The organism is Pseudomonas sp. Seg1 (genome assembly GCF_018326005.1).
Classification (GTDB): domain Bacteria; phylum Pseudomonadota; class Gammaproteobacteria; order Pseudomonadales; family Pseudomonadaceae; genus Aquipseudomonas.
In genome coordinates, this window is record NZ_AP021903.1 from 5,243,740 (window position 1) to 5,265,371 (window position 21,632).

A 21,632-nucleotide genomic window follows, 5' to 3' on the forward strand; every position below is an offset into this window, starting at 1 on the left:
GCATCAATCGACAGGCCAGAGGTTTACGCCAGTTGACTGCGCAACTGCCGCGCCGCCGCCACCATGTTCACCAGCGCCGCTTCCGTCTCCGGCCACGCACGCGTCTTCAAGCCGCAATCGGGGTTGACCCACAGGCGCTCGGCGGGAATCCGCTTCACTGCCTTGCTCATCAGTTTGACCATCTCGGCAGTGTCCGGCACCCGTGGCGAGTGAATGTCGTAGACCCCCGGGCCGATGTCGTTCGGGTAGTCGAACGCTTCAAAGGCTTCCAGCAATTCCATGTCCGAGCGCGAGGTTTCGATGGTGATGACGTCGGCGTCCATGGCGGCAATTGCCTTGATCACGTCGTTGAATTCGCTGTAGCACATGTGGGTGTGGATCTGCGTTTCATCGTTGACGCCGGAGGCCGTAAGACGGAACGCTTCCACCGCCCAATCCAGATACTCCTGCCATTGCGCCCGGCGCAGCGGCAGGCCTTCGCGGAAAGCGGCTTCGTCAATCTGCACGATCTTGATCCCGGCGCGTTCCAGATCCACCACTTCATCACGCAGGGCCAGCGCCAATTGCTGCGCCTGGACTTTGCGCGACACGTCTTCGCGAGGGAACGACCACATCAGCATGGTCACGGGACCGGTGAGCATGCCTTTCATGACCTTGTCGGTCAGGCTCTGCGCGTAGGTGATCCAGTCAACGGTCATGGCTTGCGGACGACTGAGGTCGCCATAAATCACCGCCGGTTTCACACAGCGCGAACCGTAGCTCTGTACCCAGCCGAAACGCGTGAACAGGTAGCCGTCGAGCTGCTCGGCGAAGTACTCGACCATGTCATTGCGCTCGGCTTCACCGTGTACCAGCACGTCCAGGCCGAGGCGTTCCTGCACCTGCACGGCGTGGCGGATTTCACTGCGCATGGCGTCGTGATAATCGTTGGCCGACAGCTTGCCCTGCTTGAACGCCTGACGCGCCAGACGGATCGCACCGGTCTGCGGGAACGAGCCAATCGTAGTGGTCGGGAACGTCGGCAATTGCAGACGCGCCTGTTGCCGGGCGATGCGTTTGGCAAACGGCGAATGACGCTGACTGTCCTCAGCATTGATCGCGCTGATCCGCGCCTGCACCTCGGGTTTATGAATGCGCGACGACTGCGCACGGCTGGCCTGAATCGCCCGGCTCTGAGCCAGTGCGTTTTGCACTTTGGGCGCTTGTGGATCGTTCAAGGCATCGCGCAGCACCGAGATTTCGCTGCACTTCTGTACGGCAAACGCCAGCCAGCTCTTGAGTTCCGGATCGAGCTTGTCTTCACGCTCGACATCCACCGGGCTGTGCAGCAACGAGCAGGAACTGCTGACCCACAGGTTGTCGCCAAAACGCTCCTGCGCCGATTGCAGTTGCGCCAGCGCCTGCTCCAGTTCGCAGCGCCAGACGTTGCGCCCGTTGACCAGGCCCACCGAAAGAATCTTGTAGGTCGGCAGGCGATCCAGCACATGGCCGAGTTGCTCCGGTGCCCGCACCGCATCGATGTGCAGTCCTTGCACCGGCAGGCCCACGGCCAGGCCGAGGTTGTCCTGCAGACCACTGAAGTAGGTCGCCACGAGTTTCTTCAGCGGCGAATACTGGAGGATGTGATAAGCGCGTTCGAAGGCGCTTTTCCACGCTTGCGGCAAGTCGAGGGTGAGGATCGGTTCGTCGATCTGCACCCACTCCACGCCTTGGGCAGCGAGGCGGCCGAGGATTTCGTTGTACACCGGCAGCAGGCGTTCAAGCAGATCGAGTTTGTCGAATTCATTGCCTTTGGCCTTGCCCAGCCACAGGTAAGTCAGCGGGCCGATGATCACCGGTTTGACGTTGTGCCCCAGTGCCCGGGCCTCTTCGACTTCGTCGAACAGCTGTTCCCAGCTCAGCTTGAACGGTTGGTCAGCGGTGAATTCCGGGACGAGATAGTGGTAGTTGGTGTCGAACCACTTGGTCAGCTCTTGGGCGTACTGAGTCTTGCCGTGCTCGCCGCCGCAGCAGCCTGCCGTCGCGCCGCGAGCCATGGCGAACAGCGTATCGAGGCTCGGCTGGCCGTGTTCATCGCGCACATTGTCGAAACGCTCGGGGATCACGCCGAAGGTCAGCGAATGAGTCAGCACCTGGTCATACCAGGCGAAGTCGCCGACCGGCAGCAGGTCGATGCCGGCATCTTTCTGCAACTGCCAGTGAGCGGCGCGCAGATCACAGCCGACCTGGTTCAGCGCGGCCTGATCGAGATCGCCTTTCCAGTAGGCTTCGAGGGCTTTTTTCAGTTCGCGGTCGGCGCCGATGCGCGGAAAACCAAGGGTGTGGGCCACGGCCATGTCGAAGGTGCTCCATTTGCGTAAAAGATGGCGCCATTGTCGACAGCCCGACCAACATGAGACAAACTCAACCTTTTCGTGTTGATCACAAGTTTTCCTCATGGAGCCAGCCGGTGCTTGAAATCCGTCACCTGAAAACCCTGCACGCACTGCGCGAAGCCGACAGCCTGGTCGATGCTGCCGATCGTTTGCACCTGACCCAATCGGCGCTGTCCCACCAGTTCAAGGAACTCGAAGAGCGCATGGGCATGCCGTTGTTCGTGCGCAAGACCAAACCGGTGCGCTTCACCAGCGCCGGCCTGCGCCTGCTGCAACTGGCCGACGCCACTCTGCCGCTGCTGCGCGCCGCCGAGCGTGATATCGGTCGCCTGGCCGGCGGCACCGCCGGACGTTTGCACATGGCGATCGAATGCCACAGCTGCTTCCAGTGGCTGATGCCGACCATCGACCAGTTCCGCGATGCGTGGCCGGAAGTCGAACTCGACCTCGCTTCGGGCTTCTCCTTCGCCCCGCTGCCGGCGCTGGCCCGGGGCGACCTGGACTTGGTGGTGACCTCCGACCCGCTGGACATCTCCGGCATTACCTACGTGCCGTTGTTCACTTACGAAGCCATGCTCGCGGTGGCCAATCAGCACGCGTTGGCCAGCAAACCGTACATCGTCCCTGAGGATTTGCTGACGGAAACGCTGATCACCTACCCGGTGGAACGCGATCGTCTGGACATCTTCACGCGCTTCCTCGAACCGGCCGACATCGAACCGGCACAAGTACGCACCTCGGAACTGACGGTGATGATGATGCAACTGGTCGCCAGCGGCCGTGGCGTCTGCGGCATGCCGCACTGGGCGCTGCATGAATACAGCTCGCGTGGTTACGTGAAGGGCAAGCGGCTGGGCGAGAAAGGTCTGTTCGCCACGCTGTACGCAGCGATCCGTGCGGACATGCTCGATGCGCCGTACATGCGCGATTTTTTGCTGACGGCCAAGGACACCTCGTTCTCGACCCTGGATGGCGTCAGCGCCGTACGCTGATCGAAACAACGCCACCCTCCCCTGTAGGAGCGAGCCTGCTCGCGATAGCGGTGTGTCAGTCACCTGGATGCTGACTGAAAGATCGCTATCGCGAGCAGGCTCGATCCACCTAGTCATTGTGATGAGAGGGTTTAGCGAACCATCGCACCGCCCCGATGGGCTGCGCAGCAGCCCCAAACCAGTCGCCGCGAATGTTCAGAATTACCGCGTACTCAGGATTTACGACTGCTGCGCAGCCGATCGGGGCGGTGCGACGGTTCGCTGAATCCCCTCGCCACAGGAGGCAGGTGTCAGTCCGGCACCTGCAAATTATCCAGCACCCGATTCACCGCCAACTCCCCGAGCATGATCAGCTGCGCAATCCCTAACAACGTCCGGCGTTGCGACGCTGGCAAGAGGTGGGCGAAGTCACTGGCAATGGTTCTTGCTGAAGCAAGGGTCTCGAAGGCATCGGCCAGCATCTCCTCGTTTTTGAAGTCCGCGGTAACGGCGTACATCCTGCGGGTTCTACGGGGAGGTGGCGTGGACCCCGGCGGGCAGAGGTAGTGATCGAGGGCGCGGTCGGCGGCGTCGTTGAGCTTTTTCGAATCGAGGGATTCGTAGGGTGAGGTGAGATCGGTTTCGGGCGGGTTGGGTGTTGGTTTGATCATGGTGAAGCTCCTTTGAAGTGGAGCCGCCATATCCTGTCGCTAAACAGGAAGGGTGGCAGCTGTACGCAGGTTAGCGAACCGGTCAAAGGTACCCGGCAGACCGCGAAGGTCTCCCGCATACAGCCACCATAGCGAAATCGCAGACATAAATATCCGCAACGCAGCCTGGAACGCTGATGCACCCTTTGAGTTGATCCGAGTCGCTAAACCCGATCGCTGATTCGTCAGCGACCGCACCACAATAGAACCCGCCCCCAAGGCGCACAAGCCGGCGGATTCTGGCGTAGCTGTAGGCAATTACGCAAGGTCGTGTAGCCTGATTACGTGTCTTGCCGTTTCATTTAAACGCAGCTGTTTAAAAGCAAAAGATCGCAGCCTTCAAACCCGAGCCTGAACCTGCTGCGCCCACAGAGCCATCGCACAGCAACATTGCCGCCGCGTGGGCCTGTTGCTGCATATCGGCCGCCCCGGCGGAGGTGAGCTCGAGACTGGCCAGCCCTAATCGAAAGCGCTCGCCCGTCCCAATAGGAGTCACGCAGGTTTCTGATCATTGGAAGAGCGCAAGTTTAGGAGCAACCCCATCCACTGTCCTTGGAGGGTCAGTGGATAAGGCAAATCAAAGTTGCACTATTGATGTGATCAGGTAGGTTTTTTTTGATCGGGAAGGTACATGGCAAACCCCGGGAGCTGATTGCTCAAAGACACGCCGTGGCTCCACCATTCTTTTGATTGGGAGCTATAGCCCATTCGGAATGCATTGATACCTTCTCCGCCTTGCGTCACACCCCCATTCCACCAGCCGTCTGGGTAGAAGTGCTCAGTGGCTATGAATTTTTTATTTAGGATTTTCCAGTGATAGTCGTATTCATGAATTGGGATTGGTTCGGCACCAATGCTTTGCGCCCATGCGAGGTATTCCTCATGATTGAATTTCTGATTATTGGAAGATACGTAATGGGCCACATTGGAAACGGTAACGGGGAACTCCTTAATTTGATTCGCCTGGTCGCGTACTCTGATAGTGGTCCTTCCGTTGCCTTGACTTCTGACGATACCGAGAAGGCGATCAACCGAAGCAATGCGCTCATCGAGGGATTCATAGATATAAGGAGGAACCCCACCTTCGGCACTACGATCGAACGCGGTTCCGATAGGATCGACGCCAGTCAGGACCCATGGCAGTCCCGAGCCTTCGATTGATATGTTGTACCCGCTGATTCTGAGCAGGGACGGATCCACGATAAGTTCAGGACGCGTCATTACGGTTAATGTCCTTGCGGCAGATATCTCCCCCGGAGCGTACAGCGCCTTGGCGGTGAAACTGTGCAGCGCGGCGTTCAGTTCTTTCACCTCAAGTTCCCAACGGCCGTTATCGGCACGCACCTCCGCTATACCTTTGGACGTCGGCCCGTCAAAGATCTCGACTTTCAGGCGCGGTGTACCGCCGCCGGTCAATTTGAGTGAGGTATCGTACGTCTTGCCGTTAGAGGGAATTTCAATGCCTGTCGAGTCTTTCACCGAGGTGATGCTTGGCTTGATGGCATTCGAAAGGGTGAGGATTCTGCCGAGCGATACCTGCCCCGTACCGTACTGCGCCTTGGCAGTGAACGTGCGAGTGGCAATGCCGGTCAGTGTGATTTCGCAGGTCCAGATGCCACCGGCATTGACCGGGTGTTTACCTTTAGTGGCAGCTCCCTCGAACACCTCGACTTCCTGAAGCGGTGCCGCAGTGCCGGTCAGTTTGATCTTCGGATCGACCGTGCCACCGTTATGCGGAATGTCTTCACCCTTGGAGTCTTTCACCGTGCTGATCACGGGTTTCACATCCTGCACGGCTTTGACTTTGTAAACGCGCGGCGGGAAGGTCACCGCCTCATCCTCGACCTGACTGCCACCCAACCCGGCCTTGAACTGCATCGTCAGGTCAGCGCCATCTTTCAAGTTTTTCAGGTCGGTCAGCGGGATCTGGTGCAGGTAATAGCCTTGGTCGATCCACCCCTGGTTGGTCTGTGAGCCCGGTGGCTGCAAGAACGTCTTGTCGTATTTGCTTTCGTCTTTGTTGGTGCCTTCCACGCGCAACCAGACGTATTGCTTGAGCGCAATCAGCGGCCAACTGTTGATGCGCATGGTCGCGTTAGCGGTCAAGGCTCTGACGTCCAGCTCCGGCCCCTCGCCGTTGTTCGCCGCTTGCGTGATCAAGGGCTTACCCAATGCCGGTTCTTCTTGCGGAATCGCCAGCACCGTCAGCGCCAACTCTTTCGAAGGCACCGGCGCACCACCGCGCGTCACGGTGTAACTCACCGTCACCGCTTTGCCCAGGTTGAAGGCCACGACCGCGTTTTTCAGCGGGATCGATTGTGGCCCCAGCGTGGTCACGGTTTTTTTCGCGGAGGTGTCCGAGCCGTTCGGCGGCGTGCCGGTCCAGGTGACGATGATGTCATCACCGATGGCCATACCGGTGTAGCCGACGATGGCAGTCAGGCTGTCCTTGGCCGCTAACGGATTGAGGCTGGTGCTGCCATTGGCCTCCTTGATCTTCGGCGCGTCCAGATCCAGCGCCGCGCCAATACGCAACGTCAATTCATGCGAGTTCCCTACCGTCGCCCCCGCCCGCTGAATGCTGTAATCAGCGACCACCGTGCCGTTGAGGTTGGCCGTCACGTATTGCTTGTTTACGGTGATGCGCACAGGTTTGCCGGCGGTGGCGGGGATCAGGTCGATATGGCCGCTGGTGCTGCCGCCGCTGGCCGAACCGCGCCAGCGCCAGGTCACGCGGTCCTTGTCGCGGGTGCCCAAATACGGCACCACCAGCGTGGCGCCGAGCGGCGGCACTTTGTCCGGATCGAGCACGTCATTGTCTGCGCCCTCGACTTCCGGTCGGTCAAACGTCGGCAAGGCCACGCCGACCTGCATCGGAAATACCAGCGATTCGCGCACGCTCAGCAGCGCCGTTTCGCTGTTGGTGACGGTGTAAAAGACCTTGACGTTCAGGCCGTTGAAGCGCCGGATTTCGGCATTGCTCACGTTGCGTTGGACGGGCTGGTTTTCCGCGATGTCGCCGACCGGACGCGGATCTTCGTAATAGACGGTACTACCACCCGGCGCCTGGGCCTGCCAGATCAGATTGATCAGGTCGCTGCTGTTGCGGCCGGGATACCAGGGAATGTTCACCGTCGCCCAAGGTGTCTCCGGCGGCAAAGTCCCACCCGGGGCCTCGTCCACGGTTGGTTCACGCAGTTGGCTGATGTCACCAATCACCGGGACGCTGGCGTTCTTCGAAGGGCGGTCGGCTGCACCGCTGCGCTTACAGACATAGCCGACCGAGGCGCTGCCCTTGGCGATGGCCCTGACCGATGCATTGGGAATGGGAAATTTCAGAGGAAACGATACGACCGCGACCGGCAATTCAAGTGGCCCGACGATGATCTGCGAGCCTTGCGCCGGGGTGCCTGTCCAGGTCAGGAACACCTTGTCACCGACCTTGAAATCAGCTGCCGGCGTGTTGACGAGGACCTCCACATCGTCATCGCCGAGCTGATCGAGATTGATGCTGTTGGCCGGCTGGCCTTTGACCAGCACCAATGGAACGTCCAGTCGATTGCCGCCCAGATCCACCAGCACTTTGCGAATGGCCGACCACGGCGCGCGCTCGTCCGGGTAATTGCCGCAGCGATCGACGACCTGATAAGCCACCGCCACTTCCGGGCCATCACCCGCCGTCTCGATCACGGCGCGACTGAACACCACGTCGATCGGATGGCGGACCGGGTCCAGGGCCTGTTCCGGCGTGACGACGTGAGTGACCTGCTGACTGCCCCAGCGGGCGAGGATGCGATCGTAGCGGGTGAGGTTGCGGTAAGGCACGATGCGCATCGTCACGCCTTTGGCCGGCAGGGTTTCATCGACCTCGTCATGGTCGAGGGAAAACTTCAGATCGGAGTGGCCGTCATCGCCAGCGATGTCATCGTATTCGCCGGGCCGCGTGAGCTTGACCAGCAGGATCAGTTCGGGTTTGGAATCTTCCGACGTCTGGTTCTTGTAGGTGATCCGGTAGAACACCGGCTTGGCCTCGCCGTCGAGCACGTGGGCCTTGGGAATGGTGAACGACAGGTCCTTGTTGAGCTCGATATCGAGATCGAGGGTCTTGCTCCAGATTGCCGAATTGGCATTGCCCCAGAACACCTCGGCCTTGTCGCCAATGCTCATGTTGAACCAGGCGGGAATGATGCCTTGCAGATCGTCCTCCACCGCCCGGATGGGGATGCCACCGCTGTAATGCTCGGCAGGATTCAGGGTGACCAGCGCGGGGAAATACAGCGGTTTGAGGGCTAGCGGATGTTGGGACGTGGTCATGGTGGCGGGCTCCGGTCGATGGTGGGGGCGACGGAGTGATTGAACGTGGGATCGGGGAATTGCGCACCTGTCAGATCTGACAGGTGCGGGCGGGTTTTCGACGAACGGTCATTACCAAAAAGCGAAGGTCAAAAGATCGCAGCCTTCGGCAGCTCTTACAGGAGGGAACAGTGGAGGGTCAGAGCTCACGCCACATGTGGATCTTGTCGAAGTAGTCTTCGCCGACCCGCACCGCCAGTGGCTCCAGGCCGAACTGGATGAAACCGCAGCGCTGATACAGCTTGAACGCGGCGTCATTGCCGGCGGTGACGGTGAGCTGGATGAGCTTCAGCTCGGGATGTCTGCCGGCTTCGGCGAGTGCGGCTTGCACCAGTTCCTGACCGAAACCGTGCTGACGAAAATCCGCCGAAACGTACATGCCGAACAGCGTCACCTTGTGCCGGGCCTTCTCACGCGGTTCAAACGCGAAACCGACGATGCCGGCCAGCACACCCGCTTCGAATGCGCCCAGCACTGCATCGAGTTTGCTGGTCAGACGCGCCTCCCACCAACTCAACGGCATCACCGCTCGCTCGCGCACGCTGGAGGTAAACGCCTGCGGATGCCGGTCATACGCTTCGAGCATCAGCTCGCGATAGGCCAGCGCATGACTGGCGTCCAGTCGTTCGATCCACATGGTCAGGCCGTCCTGCGTTGCTCAAGCATCAGACGCACAGCCAGACCGCCGAGCACCATCCCCATGAAATAACGCTGCAGCGCCAGCCACGTCGGATTGCGCACGAACCATGAAGCAATACCCGCCGCAAACAACGCGATCAGCAGATTGACGCAGAAGCTGACGCTGATCTGGGTCAGGCCGAGGATGATGCTTTGGGTGAACACCGAGCCGTGTTCAGGGCTGATGAATTGCGGAAACACCGAGAGGTAGAACACGGCGATTTTCGGGTTCAGCGCGCTGGTGAGAAAACCCATGGTGATCAGTTTGCGCGACGAATCCGGCGGCAACTGCTGGGCTTCGAACGGCGAGCGCGCGCCGGGTTTCACCGCTTGCCAGGCCAGCCACAGCAGGTACAGCGCACCGGCCCACTTCAATACTTCATAAGCCATCGGCACCGCGAGGAACACCGCCGTCAAACCGGCGGCTGCGGCAAACATATGCACGAAGAACCCGGCCACCACACCGAGCAATGACGTAACCCCGGCCTTGCGTCCCTGGCAGATCGAACGCGAGATCAGGTAGATCATGTTCGGCCCCGGCGTCAGCACCATCAGCAACGCGGCGGCAGCGAAGATCAGCAGGTCTTGAAGCGGGATCATGGTGGGCGTCCTTTGCGTGGATGATCAGGCGATCGCAGTCAGCGAGGCTCGATAAAACGGCAGGATCAGGTCGCGTGTCAATGGCGCCAGAACCACAGCAGGATCAGTGGTGGGGTCGACCCAGATGACTTCTTCGATTTCAGCGGCCGGAGACACCTCGGCGTCGATGCTCAGCTGGAATATCTCGGCCTGAACGATAAACCCCGGTTCGTTGGCGGCGGGTGCCGAGAACTGCCCGAGGAACGTTGCCTGAGCAGGATCGATCGCCAATCCCAGCTCCTCCTCCAGCTCACGGGCCAGCGCATGCACCGGCAACTCATGCGCCTCGATCTTGCCGCCCGGTTGCATGAACGCCGTGGTGCCGCGCTTGCGTACCAGCAACGTCTGGCCATCGGCACGAACCAGCAGGGCGGCGGCGATACGAATCAGTGGAGGGACAACGGATGCAGAGGTCATGGCTCAGCCACCAGCCTTGAAAAAACGCAAGGATCCCATGCTTGCCCGATGACGTCACGTTGCCCGGCCTCACCCCTGAGCCTTGAGCGCGGCTTCGACCTCCTCCGGCACCTTGACGAATATCCTGTACTTGGCGCCTTCCATGGCTTCGAAGGCAATCAGCTTTTCCACCAGCAGACCGCTGAGGACTTTGCCGGCATTGAGCAGCAACATGCCGTTATCGGCATTGAGATTGCGTGCCAGGATCATTCCCGCCGCCAGATCCCGAGTGGTCAGTACCTTGACCGTCGGATCCGCCAAGGTGACGTCACTGAGGAAGGCCGCACACACCTGAATGAAATCTTCGACCAGATCGGGATCGTACAAGCGCCCGGCGTACTGGCGCAGGTACAGCAGCGCTTCGTCACTGTTCATCTGTCGCTCGAGAATCAAACCACGCTGCAACTCGACGAAGTCCACCGCCAGTTTCAGCAAGCGTGAACCAAACGGAATCGCTTCGCCCTTGAGCCGGTCAGGAAACCCGCTGCCGTCCCAACGCTCCTGATGATGCAGGATCAGGCGTGCCGCATCCTTCATCGGGTCCAGCGTCATCAACAGTGATTCGCTCTGCTTGGGATAAGCGCGATAACGCTCGCGATCGGTATGCCGTAGCAGGTCCGAGGGCGTGATCATCATGCCGTCGGTCCAGCTCAGTTTGCCGACGTTGTACAGCGCCGCCGCCATGGTCAGGTCGCGGCTGGTGGCCTCGTCCAGACCATGCTGTGTGCAGTAGCTGCGCACCAGTTCGATGATCTGCCGGTTGGTCTGTTTGGCCGGGGGCAAGCGCAGATTGGCCAGCAACGAGAACACTTCGGTGCCGGTGACATAGCTGTGCTTGAGCTCTTCGTAGGCCAGATCAAGCATGTCGGCGGTCTGCTGCAGTTCAGCCGTACGCGCGGCGACATGCTTTTCAAGGGTACTGTTGAGCAGCTTGAGCTGGTCGTTCTGCACCCGCGTCACCTGCTCCAGACGCTGGCGCTCCTGCTCGGAGTGCTGATGCTCAAGGGACTGGCGCAGGATCAGCAGCAACTCCTCGTCATTCCACGGTTTGCTGATGTAGCGGTGAATCTGCCCGTCATTGATCGCCTTGATGATGGCGGACGGGTCGGCATAACCGGTGAGCATGATGCGCACAGCGGCCGGATGGCGTTCGCGGACAAGGGCCAGCAACGAGGCGCCGTCCATATTGGGCATGCGTGCGTCACTCATGACCAGATCCACCGGCTGCGTCTGGAGCATCTCCAGCGCCTGCGCGCCACTGGTGGCCAACAGAACATCGTAGGGCTGCCCCCGCAACAAGCGGCGCAAGCTGTTCAGAATCGACTCTTCGTCATCGACCAGCAGCACCTTGGGGCGGCGGCTGTGCGTCGAGGTGGATTGCTCTTCCATGGCGTGCCCTCAAGCGTGACAGTGAACTTGATCGACGCACCGACCTACCACCCCGCTTGCCCCGCGCCTGCCTCAAAGGCTAGATGATTTTTTGCAGCGCTCACGCAAATCTTCGGCCCGGCTGCACAGGCGAAATGCCGGCGGGACAACTATGCTCATCACGTTGTACGACTCCGTCAGCCTTCGAACAGGCCTGACATGAGGGAAAGGATGCTCCCGATGACAGCAGCATGTGACCCCATGGACGTTGCGGCATGAGCCTGCCATCGACGCAGATCAATCGCCGTGTGCTCATTGTCGATGACAGCCCGGCCATTCATGGCGATTTTGCCAAGATTCTCAGCCCCGCCGCCCCCGAAGACGACGGTCTGGACGCAACCGAAAGCCTGTTGTTCGGCACACCGTCTGTGGCCCAGCCTCAGCTATTCGAAATCGATTCGGCGTTTCAGGGCCGCGAAGCCCTGGACAAGCTCGAAGCAGCGTTGGCCGACAATCGTCCGTATGCCATGGCCTTTATCGACATGCGCATGCCACCGGGCTGGGATGGCCTGGAGACCATCGAACGGCTGTGGCAGGTCGATCCCAGGTTGCAGGTCGCGCTGTGTACGGCTTATTCCGACTATTCCTGGGAAGACATCGACCGGCGCCTGGCGTTGAACGACCGCTTGCTGATTCTGAAAAAGCCCTTCGATGCGATCGAGATTCGCCAGATGGCCAGTGCCCTGACGGTCAAATGGCAAATGACCGAAGACGCCGAACTCAAGCTCAACCGGCTCGAACAAGCGGTTCAGGCGCGCACCCGGGAACTGTCCGACGCCAACATCATCGTGCAGAACAGCCCGACCATCCTTTACCGGCTGCGCGGCGACCCTTCGTTTGCGCTGATGTATATCTCCCACAACATCACCCGCTACGGCCATGTCGCGGCGGACCTCGTCGGCTCAGCGAACTGGGCTCAGTTACTGATTCACCCGGACGACCAGCCCTGCGTCGATGCCGCCATGGCCCGGGTGCTGGATCGTCATGCGTCGGGGGCGTCGATCGAATTTCGTTTGCGCACCGGTCAGGGCACCTGGCGCTGGGTGGAAAACCGCTACATCCCGGTGCGCGATCACGACGGCCGGCTGCTGGAAGTCGAAGGCATTATTCTGGACATCACCGAGCGCCGCCTTGCCGAGGAAAAACTGGCATTGCTGGCCCGCCTCGACGGCCTCACAGGGCTGGCCAATCGCGCCACGCTGATTGAGCGTCTGCATCAGGCGTTTGCCGCCGCACGCCGAGGCGCCATGCCCTTCGCGGTGTTTTATCTGGACCTGGACCACTTCAAGCGGATCAATGACACATTGGGCCATCCCGTCGGCGATCTGCTGTTGCAGGAGGTGGCCCGGCGCATCAGGACCGGTGTGCGCGAAAACGATGTCGTCGCGCGCCTCGGGGGTGACGAGTTCGCGATCCTGCAATTGGACGTCAGCGACCCGACCCAATCGGCCGCGATGGCGGCCAATATCCGCGACGCACTGCTGACGCCCTACAACCTGGCCGGCAATGCGTTGCACATTTCCGTGAGCATCGGCATCAGCACCTACAGCGCCAGCAGCCTCGATGCCGACAGTCTGCTCGGGCAGGCCGACATGGCGCTGTATCGCGCCAAGGAAATGGGCCGCAACCAGTACCACTTCCACTCGGAGGAGATCTCCCGGGAAGTGGCCGAGCGCATGACCATTGTCAGTGAATTGATGACCGCGCTTGAGGGCGATGAGCTGCGGCTGCATTACGCGCCGGAGATGGATTTGCACAGCGGCAGGATTCTGGGCATGGAGGCACAAATCGTCTGGCAACATCCGCGACTCGGGCTGCTGACGGCGGGCGCCTTTGTGCCGGCGGCGGAGCGAACCGGCGCGATCATTCCGCTGGGCCGCTGGGTGCTGGATCGCGCCTGCCGCCAGATGCAGATATGGCGCGACGAAGGTGTCGCACCGCCGGTGATCGCGATCAAGCTTTCATTGGCCCAACTCAAGAGCGGCCCGGAGCTGATTTACGACGTACTGCGCACCACTGCACGCTGGGAGCTGGCGCCCTGGGACCTGCGTTTTGATGTCACCGAGGCGACGCTGGCCCAGACCAAGTGGACGCACAACGACGTACTGCCGCGCCTGCGCGAACTGGGCGTGACCATCGCCATCGATGATTTCGGCACCGAATACTCATCGTTCGATTACCTGAAAACCTACCGGGTCAATCACCTCAAACTCGCCCAGAGCTTTATCGACAGCGCGACTCAGGATGTGGCCGGCGCCAACGCTCTGCGAGCGATCGTCAATTTCGCCCGGGACCTGGACATCGGCATCATCGCCGAAGGCCAGCCTCCGCAGAATCGGCATTACGCAGCGTCCGCCGTTGCCCCGCTGCCCAGCGCGCAGGGTCTCTACTTCAGCGAAGCCGTCAGCGCCGAGCAGGCAGGACAATTACTCAAGGACGGACACGCATCGGCTGCGCCCACACAGGAAGACGAGGGATGAAAAAGCCTTCCCCGCAAACCAACCGGCGCATCCTGATCATCGACGACACGCCGGCGATTCACGATGACTTCCGCAAGATCCTCGCCCCGCAGGCGCAAGACGAAGTCGATCTGAATCAGCTTGAGCAAACGCTGTTTGGCAGCCCCCTGTCGCCGCATTTGACGTTCCAGCTCGACTCCGCCTATCAAGGTCAGGAGGCCCTGGCCCTGGTGCAGCGCGCACTGGCTGCCGGCAGCCCTTACGCCCTCGCCTTCATCGACATGCGCATGCCGCCCGGCTGGGACGGCCTGGAAACCATCGAGCAATTGTGGCGCGCCGATCCTGACCTGCAAATCGCCTTGTGCACCGCCTACAGTGACTACAGCTGGGAAGCCATGGCCGAACGTCTGGAGTTCGGCGATCAATTGCTGATCCTGAAGAAACCGTTCGACAGCCTGGAAATCCGCCAGATGGCCAACGCCCTGACGTGGAAATGGCAGCTGGCCCAAGACGCCGCCCTGAAAATGCTCGGCCTTGAACGAACCATCGAGGCGCGGGTGCACGAATTGCTGAAAGTGTCGCACCTGCTGCAATACGACAGCCTCACCGGCCTGCCCAACAGCACCCTGCTCGGTGATCGTTTGAGTCAGGCGCTGGCCGTCTGCCGGCGCCATGACAAGCAACTGGTGGTGATGTTTCTGGGGCTGGACCGGTTCAAGCGCATCAACAATGCGCTGGGGCATCCGGCGGGTGACGAGATGCTCAAACGGGTGGGCCAGCAACTGTTGTTGTGCGTGCGTGAATCGGACTCGGTCTTTCGCTACGGCTCCGACGAGTTCGTGGTGATTCTCAGCGACATCAGCCACCCTCAGCAGACCCGCGGCATCGCCGAAAAAGTGCTTGCCGCCATCCGCCTGCCACAGACGATTGCCGGCCATGACGTCAGCGTTACGGCCAGCGTGGGCATCAGCGTCTACCCCGAAGACGGACTGGATGCCATCGAGCTGATCAAGAAAGCCGAGACCGCGATGCGCAACGTCAAGGAAACCGGCCCCAACGACATCGGTTTCTTCATCGAAGCCATGAACCTGCGGGCCCGTGAGCAACAAGGCATCGAGTCAGGCATTCGCCGGGCCCTGCAACAGCACGAATTCGTCCTCCACTATCAACCGAAAATCGATCTGCGCAGCAGCCGGGTGGTCGGCGCCGAAGCACTGGTGCGCTGGCAGAAACCCGGGCACGGCTGGGTGTATCCGGCGGACTTCATTCCTGTGGCCGAAGACAGCGGACTGATCGTGCCACTGACCCAATGGGTGCTGGGCGAGGCCTGTCGCCAGACGCAGGCCTGGCAAGTGGCCGGACTGCCGCCGATCCGCATGTCAGTGAACATTTCACCGATCGACTTTCGTCAGCGGGATTTCGTCGACAGTGTCGAGCGGGCGCTGGCGCAGTCGGGGCTGGCGGCCGATTGGCTGGAGCTGGAAATCACCGAAAACGTACTGATGCAAAACGTCGAGGCGACGATGAGCGCGCTCAATCGTCTGAAGGCATTGGGCATACGCCTGGCCATCGACGACTTCGGTACCGGCTACTCCAGCCTGAGCTACCTGCGCCGTTTTCCCATTGATGTGCTGAAGATCGATCAATCGTTCATTCGCAGCCTGAGCAATGACAGCAACGATGCCGCCCTCGTCGGCGCCATCATCAGCCTGGGAAAAAGCCTGGGCCTGAAGGTCATCGCCGAAGGCATCGAAACGGCCGGACAACTGGCCTTTCTCAAAACTCACCACTGCGAAGAAGGACAGGGCTACTTTTTCAGCAAAGCCCTGCCGGCCACTGAATTTGTGGCTTTGCTGAGCGGCGCCGGATCCGCGCCATGGACGGTTTGATGCCCTCCCGTGAAACTGGCCTCGAATCAGGGAGTTCCTTGTCGATGAACCTTTTGCATCGCGCCATGCTTTTGCTGTTTTGCGTGCTCTGCGCAAACGCCCGCGCCGAGCCGCTGGACGAACCGCTCAAGCCTTTGCCCAAGGTTGAGCAACAGGATGCCCGGCGTGTCGAACTCGGTCGCCGGTTATTCCACGAGCCACGGTTATCAATCAACAACACGCTGTCTTGCTCCAGCTGCCACCAACTGGACAAGAACGGTGCCGACAGCCGTGCCTTTTCACTGGGCTTCGACGGCAAACCGGTAGCGTTCAACACGCCTAGCGTTTTCAACGCCGCCCTCAACTTTCGCCAGTTCTGGGACGGCCGCGTCGAGACCCTGGAGCAGCAGAGCAACGTCGTCATCACCAGCCCGCATGAAATGGGCAGTGACTGGAGCACCGTTGTCGAGCGTATCGCCAGCGACGCCGATTATCGCCGGGACTTCGCCGCCGCCTACCCGGGCGGTGTGAGCAAGGCTAATATCCAGCAAGCGCTGGCCAGCTTCGAACGCACCTTGCTTACCCCTGACTCGCGTTTCGATCAATACCTGTCGGGCAACACCGACATCCTGACCCTGGAAGAAAAGTACGGCTACCAGCGTTTCAAGGATTACGGCTGCATTGCCTGCCATCAAGGCGTGAACATCGGCGGCAACATGTTCCAGAAATTCGGGGTGTTCGGTGATTACATCGCTGATCGCGGCCACCCGACGGAGGCCGACCAGGGACGCTTCAATGTCACCGCTGACGAAGCGGATCGTGCCGTGTTCAAGGTGCCGAGTCTGCGCAATGTCGCACTGACCGCGCCCTACTTCCACGATGGCTCGGCGCCGACCCTCGAGCGAGCCGTGGACGTGATGTTCCAATACCAGTTGGGGCGTATGCCGAGCGACGAAGACAAGGCCCTGATCATTCAGTTTCTGCAGACCCTGACCGGCCGATGGGAGGGCACGCCATGAACCACATCTCACGTCGCGGCAGCCTGCTGTTGCTCACTCTGCTCGCGGTGATCCTGGCCTCGACCCTGTTGTTTCTTTACCTCAAGTCCAGTTCCGAACGGACCATGACGTACACCGATTCCCGGGACCTGATCCGGCAAATCAAACAACAGAACGCGCTATGGGAAAACGAGGTGCTCAAGGCCAGAGTGGCGATCTCTCACAACTACGACCCGTTGGTATCGCCGATGAACGAGATGAGCCGGCTCTGGGAGCGCTTTGATTCTCTGGAGTCCGGGCACGGGCGCAACGACTCGGCGCAATGGAACGACGCCCATGAGGCCTACTTGCAAGCCATGCAGGAAAAGACCCGTCTGGTCGAACAGTTCAAGTCGCACAACGCCTTGCTGCGCAACTCGCTGGCATTCCTGCCGACGGCAGAAGACGACATCCAGGCGCAGCTGGCCAACCTGGCCGATTTCGATAAATTGCAACTGCAGAACATCACCACCGATACCTACGACCTGCTGCTCAGCGCCCTGGAGTTTGCTCAGGTCACCTCCGCCGAAAAGGCCGCCGACATCGAGGTCGGTCTGAACAAACTGGCGGTGAATGCACAACGCCTGCCCCAGGAGTTTCAGGCGCCGATCAGGATCTTGAGTAACCACATCAGCCTGATTGCGCGGGAGCAGCCGCGGGTCAATCAACTGCTTGAAAGTATCGAAGCGATTCCCGTGGCCGACCGTCTGGACACCATCACCACCATGCTCGACCAGGATCAGCAGCGGGTCGAAATCATCGACCGCAAATACCACTTCTATCTGCTGCTGTTTTCCGTGCTGCTGATGTTGTCGCTGATGTGGCTGGCCGTTCGCCTGATTCGCAGTTTCGCCGAAATCAATCGGGTCAACAGCGCCTTGCAGGCCGCCAACGATGCACTGGAACAACGGGTCGAGGAGCGCACCCGCGAACTGAAGAACGCCCAAAGCGAACTCCTCGACGCCGCGCGTCAGGCCGGCATGGCGGAGATCGCGACCAATGTGCTGCACAACGTCGGCAACGTGCTTAACAGCGTGAACATTTCCTCCGACCTGATCGCGCGAAAACTGCGTGCCAGCAAAAGCCAGGGATTGGGCAAGGCCATGCAGTTGATCAACGAACACCCCCACGACCTCGGCCATTTTCTCAGCGAGGATGCCAAGGGCAAATTGCTCCCCGGCTACCTCAATCAACTGGTCGCCGCCATTGCCCAGGAACAACAGGAAATGGTCGATGAGCTGAACCAGATGAACAAGAGCGTCGACCACATCAAGGACATTGTCGCCACCCAGCAATCCTATGCCGGGGCCAACAGCATGACCGAGCCGCTGTTCATCAACGAACTGCTCGAAGACGCGCTGCGCATGAACGCCGGCGCCCTGACCCGGCATCACGTCACGGTGGTCAAGGAGTACGCCGATGTGCCTCAGGTGATGGGCGACAAACACCGCTTGCTGCTGATTCTGATCAACCTCATCAGCAATGCCAAATACGCCATGTCCGACCTCAGCAATCGCCCACGAACCATGACCCTGGGGGTCAAGGTCGTTGATGACCACTTCCTCGAAATCAGCGTTCGGGACGATGGCGAAGGCATTGCCGCCGAGAACATGACGCGGATCTTTGCCCACGGTTTTACTACGCGCAAGGAAGGCCACGGCTTCGGCCTGCACAGCTGCGCCCTGGCGGCCATCGAGATGAACGGCCACCTCACCGCCCACAGCGACGGACCGGGCAAAGGCGCGCTGTTCACCCTGCAGATCCCTCTGATCAGCGTCACGGAGAACGCATGAGCGAGCAGACCAACCGCCGTATTCTGCTGATCGACGACATGCCGTCGATCCATGAGGACTTTCGCAAGATTCTTGCGCCACCGGCAGCGCAGTCGGTGGAACTGGACGAGATGGAAGCCGCACTGTTCGGCACTCAGGCTCATGCCGAGCGTCCGCTGTTTGAACTGGATTCGGCCTATGGCGGCGAAGAAGGTCTGGGCAAGCTGGTGCAGGCCATGCAGGAACAACGCCCCTACGCGCTGGCCTTTGTGGATATGCGCATGCCCGATGGCTGGGACGGCGCGAAAACCATCGAACACCTTTGGCAACAGGATCCGCTGCTGCAAGTGGTGGTGTGCACGGCGTACTCGGATTATTCCTGGGACGAACTGCTGGAACGTCTGCACGCCCATGATCGATTACTGATCCTGAAGAAGCCGTTCGACAACATCGAAGTGCAGCAGATGGCCAATACCCTGTTGACCAAATGGCAGATGACGGAGCGCGCCTCGCTGCAAATGCATCATCTGGAGGATCTGGTCGATCAGCGCACCGCCCAGTTCAAGCAGGCCAGTGAAGCCCTGCAAAGGGAAATCGACGAACGCAAGCAATTGGAGGGGCAATTGGTGCAGTCGGAAAAACTCGCGTCACTGGGGCAACTGGCGGCCGGGGTGGCCCATGAAATCAACAACCCGATCGGCTTCATTTCCTCCAACCTCGGCACTCTGGACAACTACTTCAAGCAGCTGCTGACCATGCTCGACGCCTACCAGACGCTTGGCCCCAGCCAGGACCGCGAGAACGTGGCACGGCTGGAGCAATTGCGCACAGACATCGAACTGGATTTTCTGCTTGAAGACATTCCCGTGCTGATCCGCGAATCCAAGGAAGGCATCGGCCGGGTCGGACAGATCGTCAAGGATCTGAAGGATTTCTCCCGGGTCGATACCAATCAGCAATGGCAGTGGGCCAACCTGCAGCAAGGCATCGAGTCGACCTTGAACATTGTCGCCAGCGAACTCAAATACAAGGCCGACGTGATCAGGGAGTATCAGGCGCTGCCGGACATCGAGTGCCTGCCGTCGCAAATCAATCAGGTCATCATGAATCTGGTGGTCAACGCCGCTCAGGCCATGGGCGCCGAGCGCGGCACCATCACCTTGCGCACCGGGCAGGTGCAAGACACTGCATGGATTGAAGTTGCCGATACCGGTTCGGGCATCGCAGCGGACACTCTGCAAAAAATCTTCGACCCTTTCTTCACCACCAAACCGGTCGGCCAGGGGACAGGGCTGGGCTTGTCCCTGTCCTACGGCATCGTGAAAAAACACGGTGGAGACATTTCAGTGCGCAGCGAGCCAGGCGTGGGCACGACTTTTCGCGTCGAACTGCCGCTGCGCCAGAGCCGGCCCGGCGCGTGAGGACGCCTCAGGTGGCTTCCTGAAAATCCATCTCCGGCGGCTGGCGACGGAAGCCACCGGTGAGCACCGCGAGATACACCACACCGATTGCCAGCCAGCTCAGGCCCAGATACACCGCCAGGTGATCGAGGCTGACCATCAGCCACAAATCCGCCACCAGGCCGATGAACGGGAAAATCAGGAACAGCACCAGCTCGCGCAGCCCCTTCTTTTCGCCGCCGATCCAGTAATGAAAGATCACCGACAGGTTCACCAGGCTGAACGCCAGGAACGCGCCGAAATTGATGAACGAGGTCGAGGTGGTCACGTCGAGTTTCAGCGCCAGCAATGCCACGACCGCGCAGAGCAGAATGCTGTTGACCGGTGTGCCGAAGCGCGCGTGCAAGGTGCCGAAGAACGACTTCGGCAGCACGCCGTCGCGACCCATCGCGAACAACAGTCGCGAGCCACTGGCCTGCGCCGAAAGCCCGGAAGCAAACTGACCGACGATCAGGCCGATGAGGAAGATCGAGACGAACAGGTCGCCGCCAATGTTGCGCGCGATTTCGTAGGCTGCCGAGTCGACGCTGTCGAACTGGAACGACGGGTGGGCGATCTGCACGAAGTACGAAACACCGACGAAAATCAGCCCGCCGATCAGGGTGATCAACATGATCGCCCGAGGAATGGTTCGACGTGGATCGCGGGTTTCTTCGGTCAACGTGCTGACCGCGTCAAAGCCCAGAAACGAATAACAGGCGATGGCCGCACCGCTCATGATCAGCGGCATCTGCATGTCGCCATTGAAGAACGGTTTGATCGACCACAGCGGTGTGCTCGCATCGCCTCCGATGTAGTGCACGCACAGCGCGACGAAGGCGATCAGCACAAGAAACTGCACCAGCATCAGCAAGGCGTTGATGCCGTTGGCCAGTTTCAGGCCGATGATGTTGATCGCACTGGTGATGCCGATGAACCCAAGGACCCAGATCCATTGCGCAATTGACGGGAAGGCCGAGGCCAGGTAAGCGGCGCCGATCAGCCAGATCGCCATCGGCAGGAACAGATAGTCGAGCAGCACCGCCCAACCGGCAATGAACCCGAGTTTCGGGCTGATCGCCTTGCGTACGTAGCTGTAGGCGGAGCCGGCGACGGGGAACGCAGCAGCCATACGCCCGTAACTCATCGCGGTGAAAAACATCGCAATCAGTGCGGCCAGATAAGCGGCGGGCACCATGCCAGCGGTGGATTGGGCGAGGATGCCGAAGGTGCCGAGGACAATGATCGGCGTCATGTAGGCGATGCCGAACAGCACCACCGACCCTAGCGAAAGGGTGCGTTGCAAACGAGCCATGGGCGACTTACTCCGAATTATTGGTTTTATGGCAGAGCCGAGTTCGGCGAATGTTTCGGGTGTGGCTGATCGTTCCCACGCTCTGCGTGGGAATGCCTCAATGGACGCTCTGCGTCTGCTCTTGGGACGCGG

At 60.2% G+C, this 21,632-nt stretch carries 14 protein-coding genes; 6 read left to right on the top strand and 8 right to left on the bottom strand.

Features of this window, described 5'->3' with window-relative positions; translation table 11 throughout:
- Window positions 1–23: 23 nt before the first annotated feature.
- A complete protein-coding gene (gene metE / locus KI231_RS23525; RefSeq protein ID WP_213026472.1) occupies window positions 24–2,336 on the bottom strand; it encodes a 5-methyltetrahydropteroyltriglutamate--homocysteine S-methyltransferase in 2,313 nt (770 codons plus the stop codon).
- A gap of 113 nt (window positions 2,337–2,449) precedes the next feature.
- On the opposite strand from metE, the gene metR reads away from it, so the two are divergent.
- Window positions 2,450–3,367, top strand: a complete 918-nt coding sequence (gene metR, locus KI231_RS23530; RefSeq protein WP_103305460.1) for a transcriptional regulator MetR — start codon at window positions 2,450–2,452, stop codon at window positions 3,365–3,367.
- A 290-nt stretch (window positions 3,368–3,657) separates the two neighbouring features.
- Here metR and KI231_RS23535 read toward each other — a convergent pair whose 3' ends face one another.
- The 6 genes from KI231_RS23535 to nosR form a co-directional block, all read right to left on the bottom strand.
- Entirely contained in the window at window positions 3,658–4,017 is a 360-nt protein-coding gene (locus tag KI231_RS23535; RefSeq protein ID WP_213026473.1) for a DUF6124 family protein, read from the bottom strand.
- Between the two features lie 639 nt (window positions 4,018–4,656).
- Window positions 4,657–8,370, bottom strand: a complete 3,714-nt coding sequence (locus KI231_RS23540; RefSeq protein WP_213026474.1) for an immunoglobulin-like domain-containing protein — start codon at window positions 8,368–8,370, stop codon at window positions 4,657–4,659.
- Window positions 8,371–8,548: 178 nt separating this feature from the next.
- Entirely contained in the window at window positions 8,549–9,046 is a 498-nt protein-coding gene (locus KI231_RS23545; protein WP_213026475.1) for a GNAT family N-acetyltransferase, read from the bottom strand.
- A gap of 2 nt (window positions 9,047–9,048) precedes the next feature.
- Complete coding sequence (locus KI231_RS23550) at window positions 9,049–9,687, bottom strand: LysE family translocator (RefSeq protein WP_103304603.1); 639 nt, start codon at window positions 9,685–9,687, stop codon at window positions 9,049–9,051.
- A gap of 24 nt (window positions 9,688–9,711) precedes the next feature.
- The gene (locus KI231_RS23555) at window positions 9,712–10,143 is read right to left on the bottom strand and encodes an NUDIX hydrolase (protein ID WP_213026476.1); all 432 of its coding nucleotides are present in this window, start codon (window positions 10,141–10,143) and stop codon (window positions 9,712–9,714) included.
- A 69-nt stretch (window positions 10,144–10,212) separates the two neighbouring features.
- On the bottom strand, window positions 10,213–11,571 hold the full coding sequence (nosR, locus tag KI231_RS23560) for a response regulator c-di-GMP phosphodiesterase, NosR family (protein ID WP_213026477.1): 1,359 nt from the start codon (window positions 11,569–11,571) through the stop codon (window positions 10,213–10,215).
- 254 nt (window positions 11,572–11,825) lie between these two features.
- On the opposite strand from nosR, the gene KI231_RS23565 reads away from it, so the two are divergent.
- Genes KI231_RS23565 through KI231_RS23585 form a run of 5 tightly spaced genes read left to right on the top strand, consistent with a single transcriptional unit; the run spans window position 11,826 to window position 20,167 of the window.
- On the top strand, window positions 11,826–14,090 hold the full coding sequence (locus KI231_RS23565; protein WP_213026478.1) for a GGDEF/EAL domain-containing response regulator: 2,265 nt from the start codon (window positions 11,826–11,828) through the stop codon (window positions 14,088–14,090).
- The gene (locus KI231_RS23570) at window positions 14,087–15,958 is read left to right on the top strand and encodes a putative bifunctional diguanylate cyclase/phosphodiesterase (protein WP_213026479.1); all 1,872 of its coding nucleotides are present in this window, start codon (window positions 14,087–14,089) and stop codon (window positions 15,956–15,958) included. Before KI231_RS23565 ends, KI231_RS23570 begins: the two co-directional genes overlap by 4 nt.
- A 44-nt stretch (window positions 15,959–16,002) precedes the next feature.
- A complete protein-coding gene (locus KI231_RS23575; protein ID WP_213026480.1) occupies window positions 16,003–16,956 on the top strand; it encodes a cytochrome-c peroxidase in 954 nt (317 codons plus the stop codon).
- Complete coding sequence (locus tag KI231_RS23580; protein ID WP_103304598.1) at window positions 16,953–18,767, top strand: DAHL domain-containing sensor histidine kinase; 1,815 nt, start codon at window positions 16,953–16,955, stop codon at window positions 18,765–18,767. Before KI231_RS23575 ends, KI231_RS23580 begins: the two co-directional genes overlap by 4 nt.
- The gene (locus tag KI231_RS23585) at window positions 18,764–20,167 is read left to right on the top strand and encodes an ATP-binding protein (protein ID WP_213026481.1); all 1,404 of its coding nucleotides are present in this window, start codon (window positions 18,764–18,766) and stop codon (window positions 20,165–20,167) included. The genes KI231_RS23580 and KI231_RS23585 overlap by 4 nt, the downstream gene beginning before the upstream one ends.
- A gap of 7 nt (window positions 20,168–20,174) precedes the next feature.
- On the opposite strand, the gene KI231_RS23590 is transcribed toward KI231_RS23585, so the two are convergent.
- Entirely contained in the window at window positions 20,175–21,500 is a 1,326-nt protein-coding gene (locus tag KI231_RS23590; protein WP_213026482.1) for an APC family permease, read from the bottom strand.
- Window positions 21,501–21,632 lie beyond the last annotated feature (132 nt).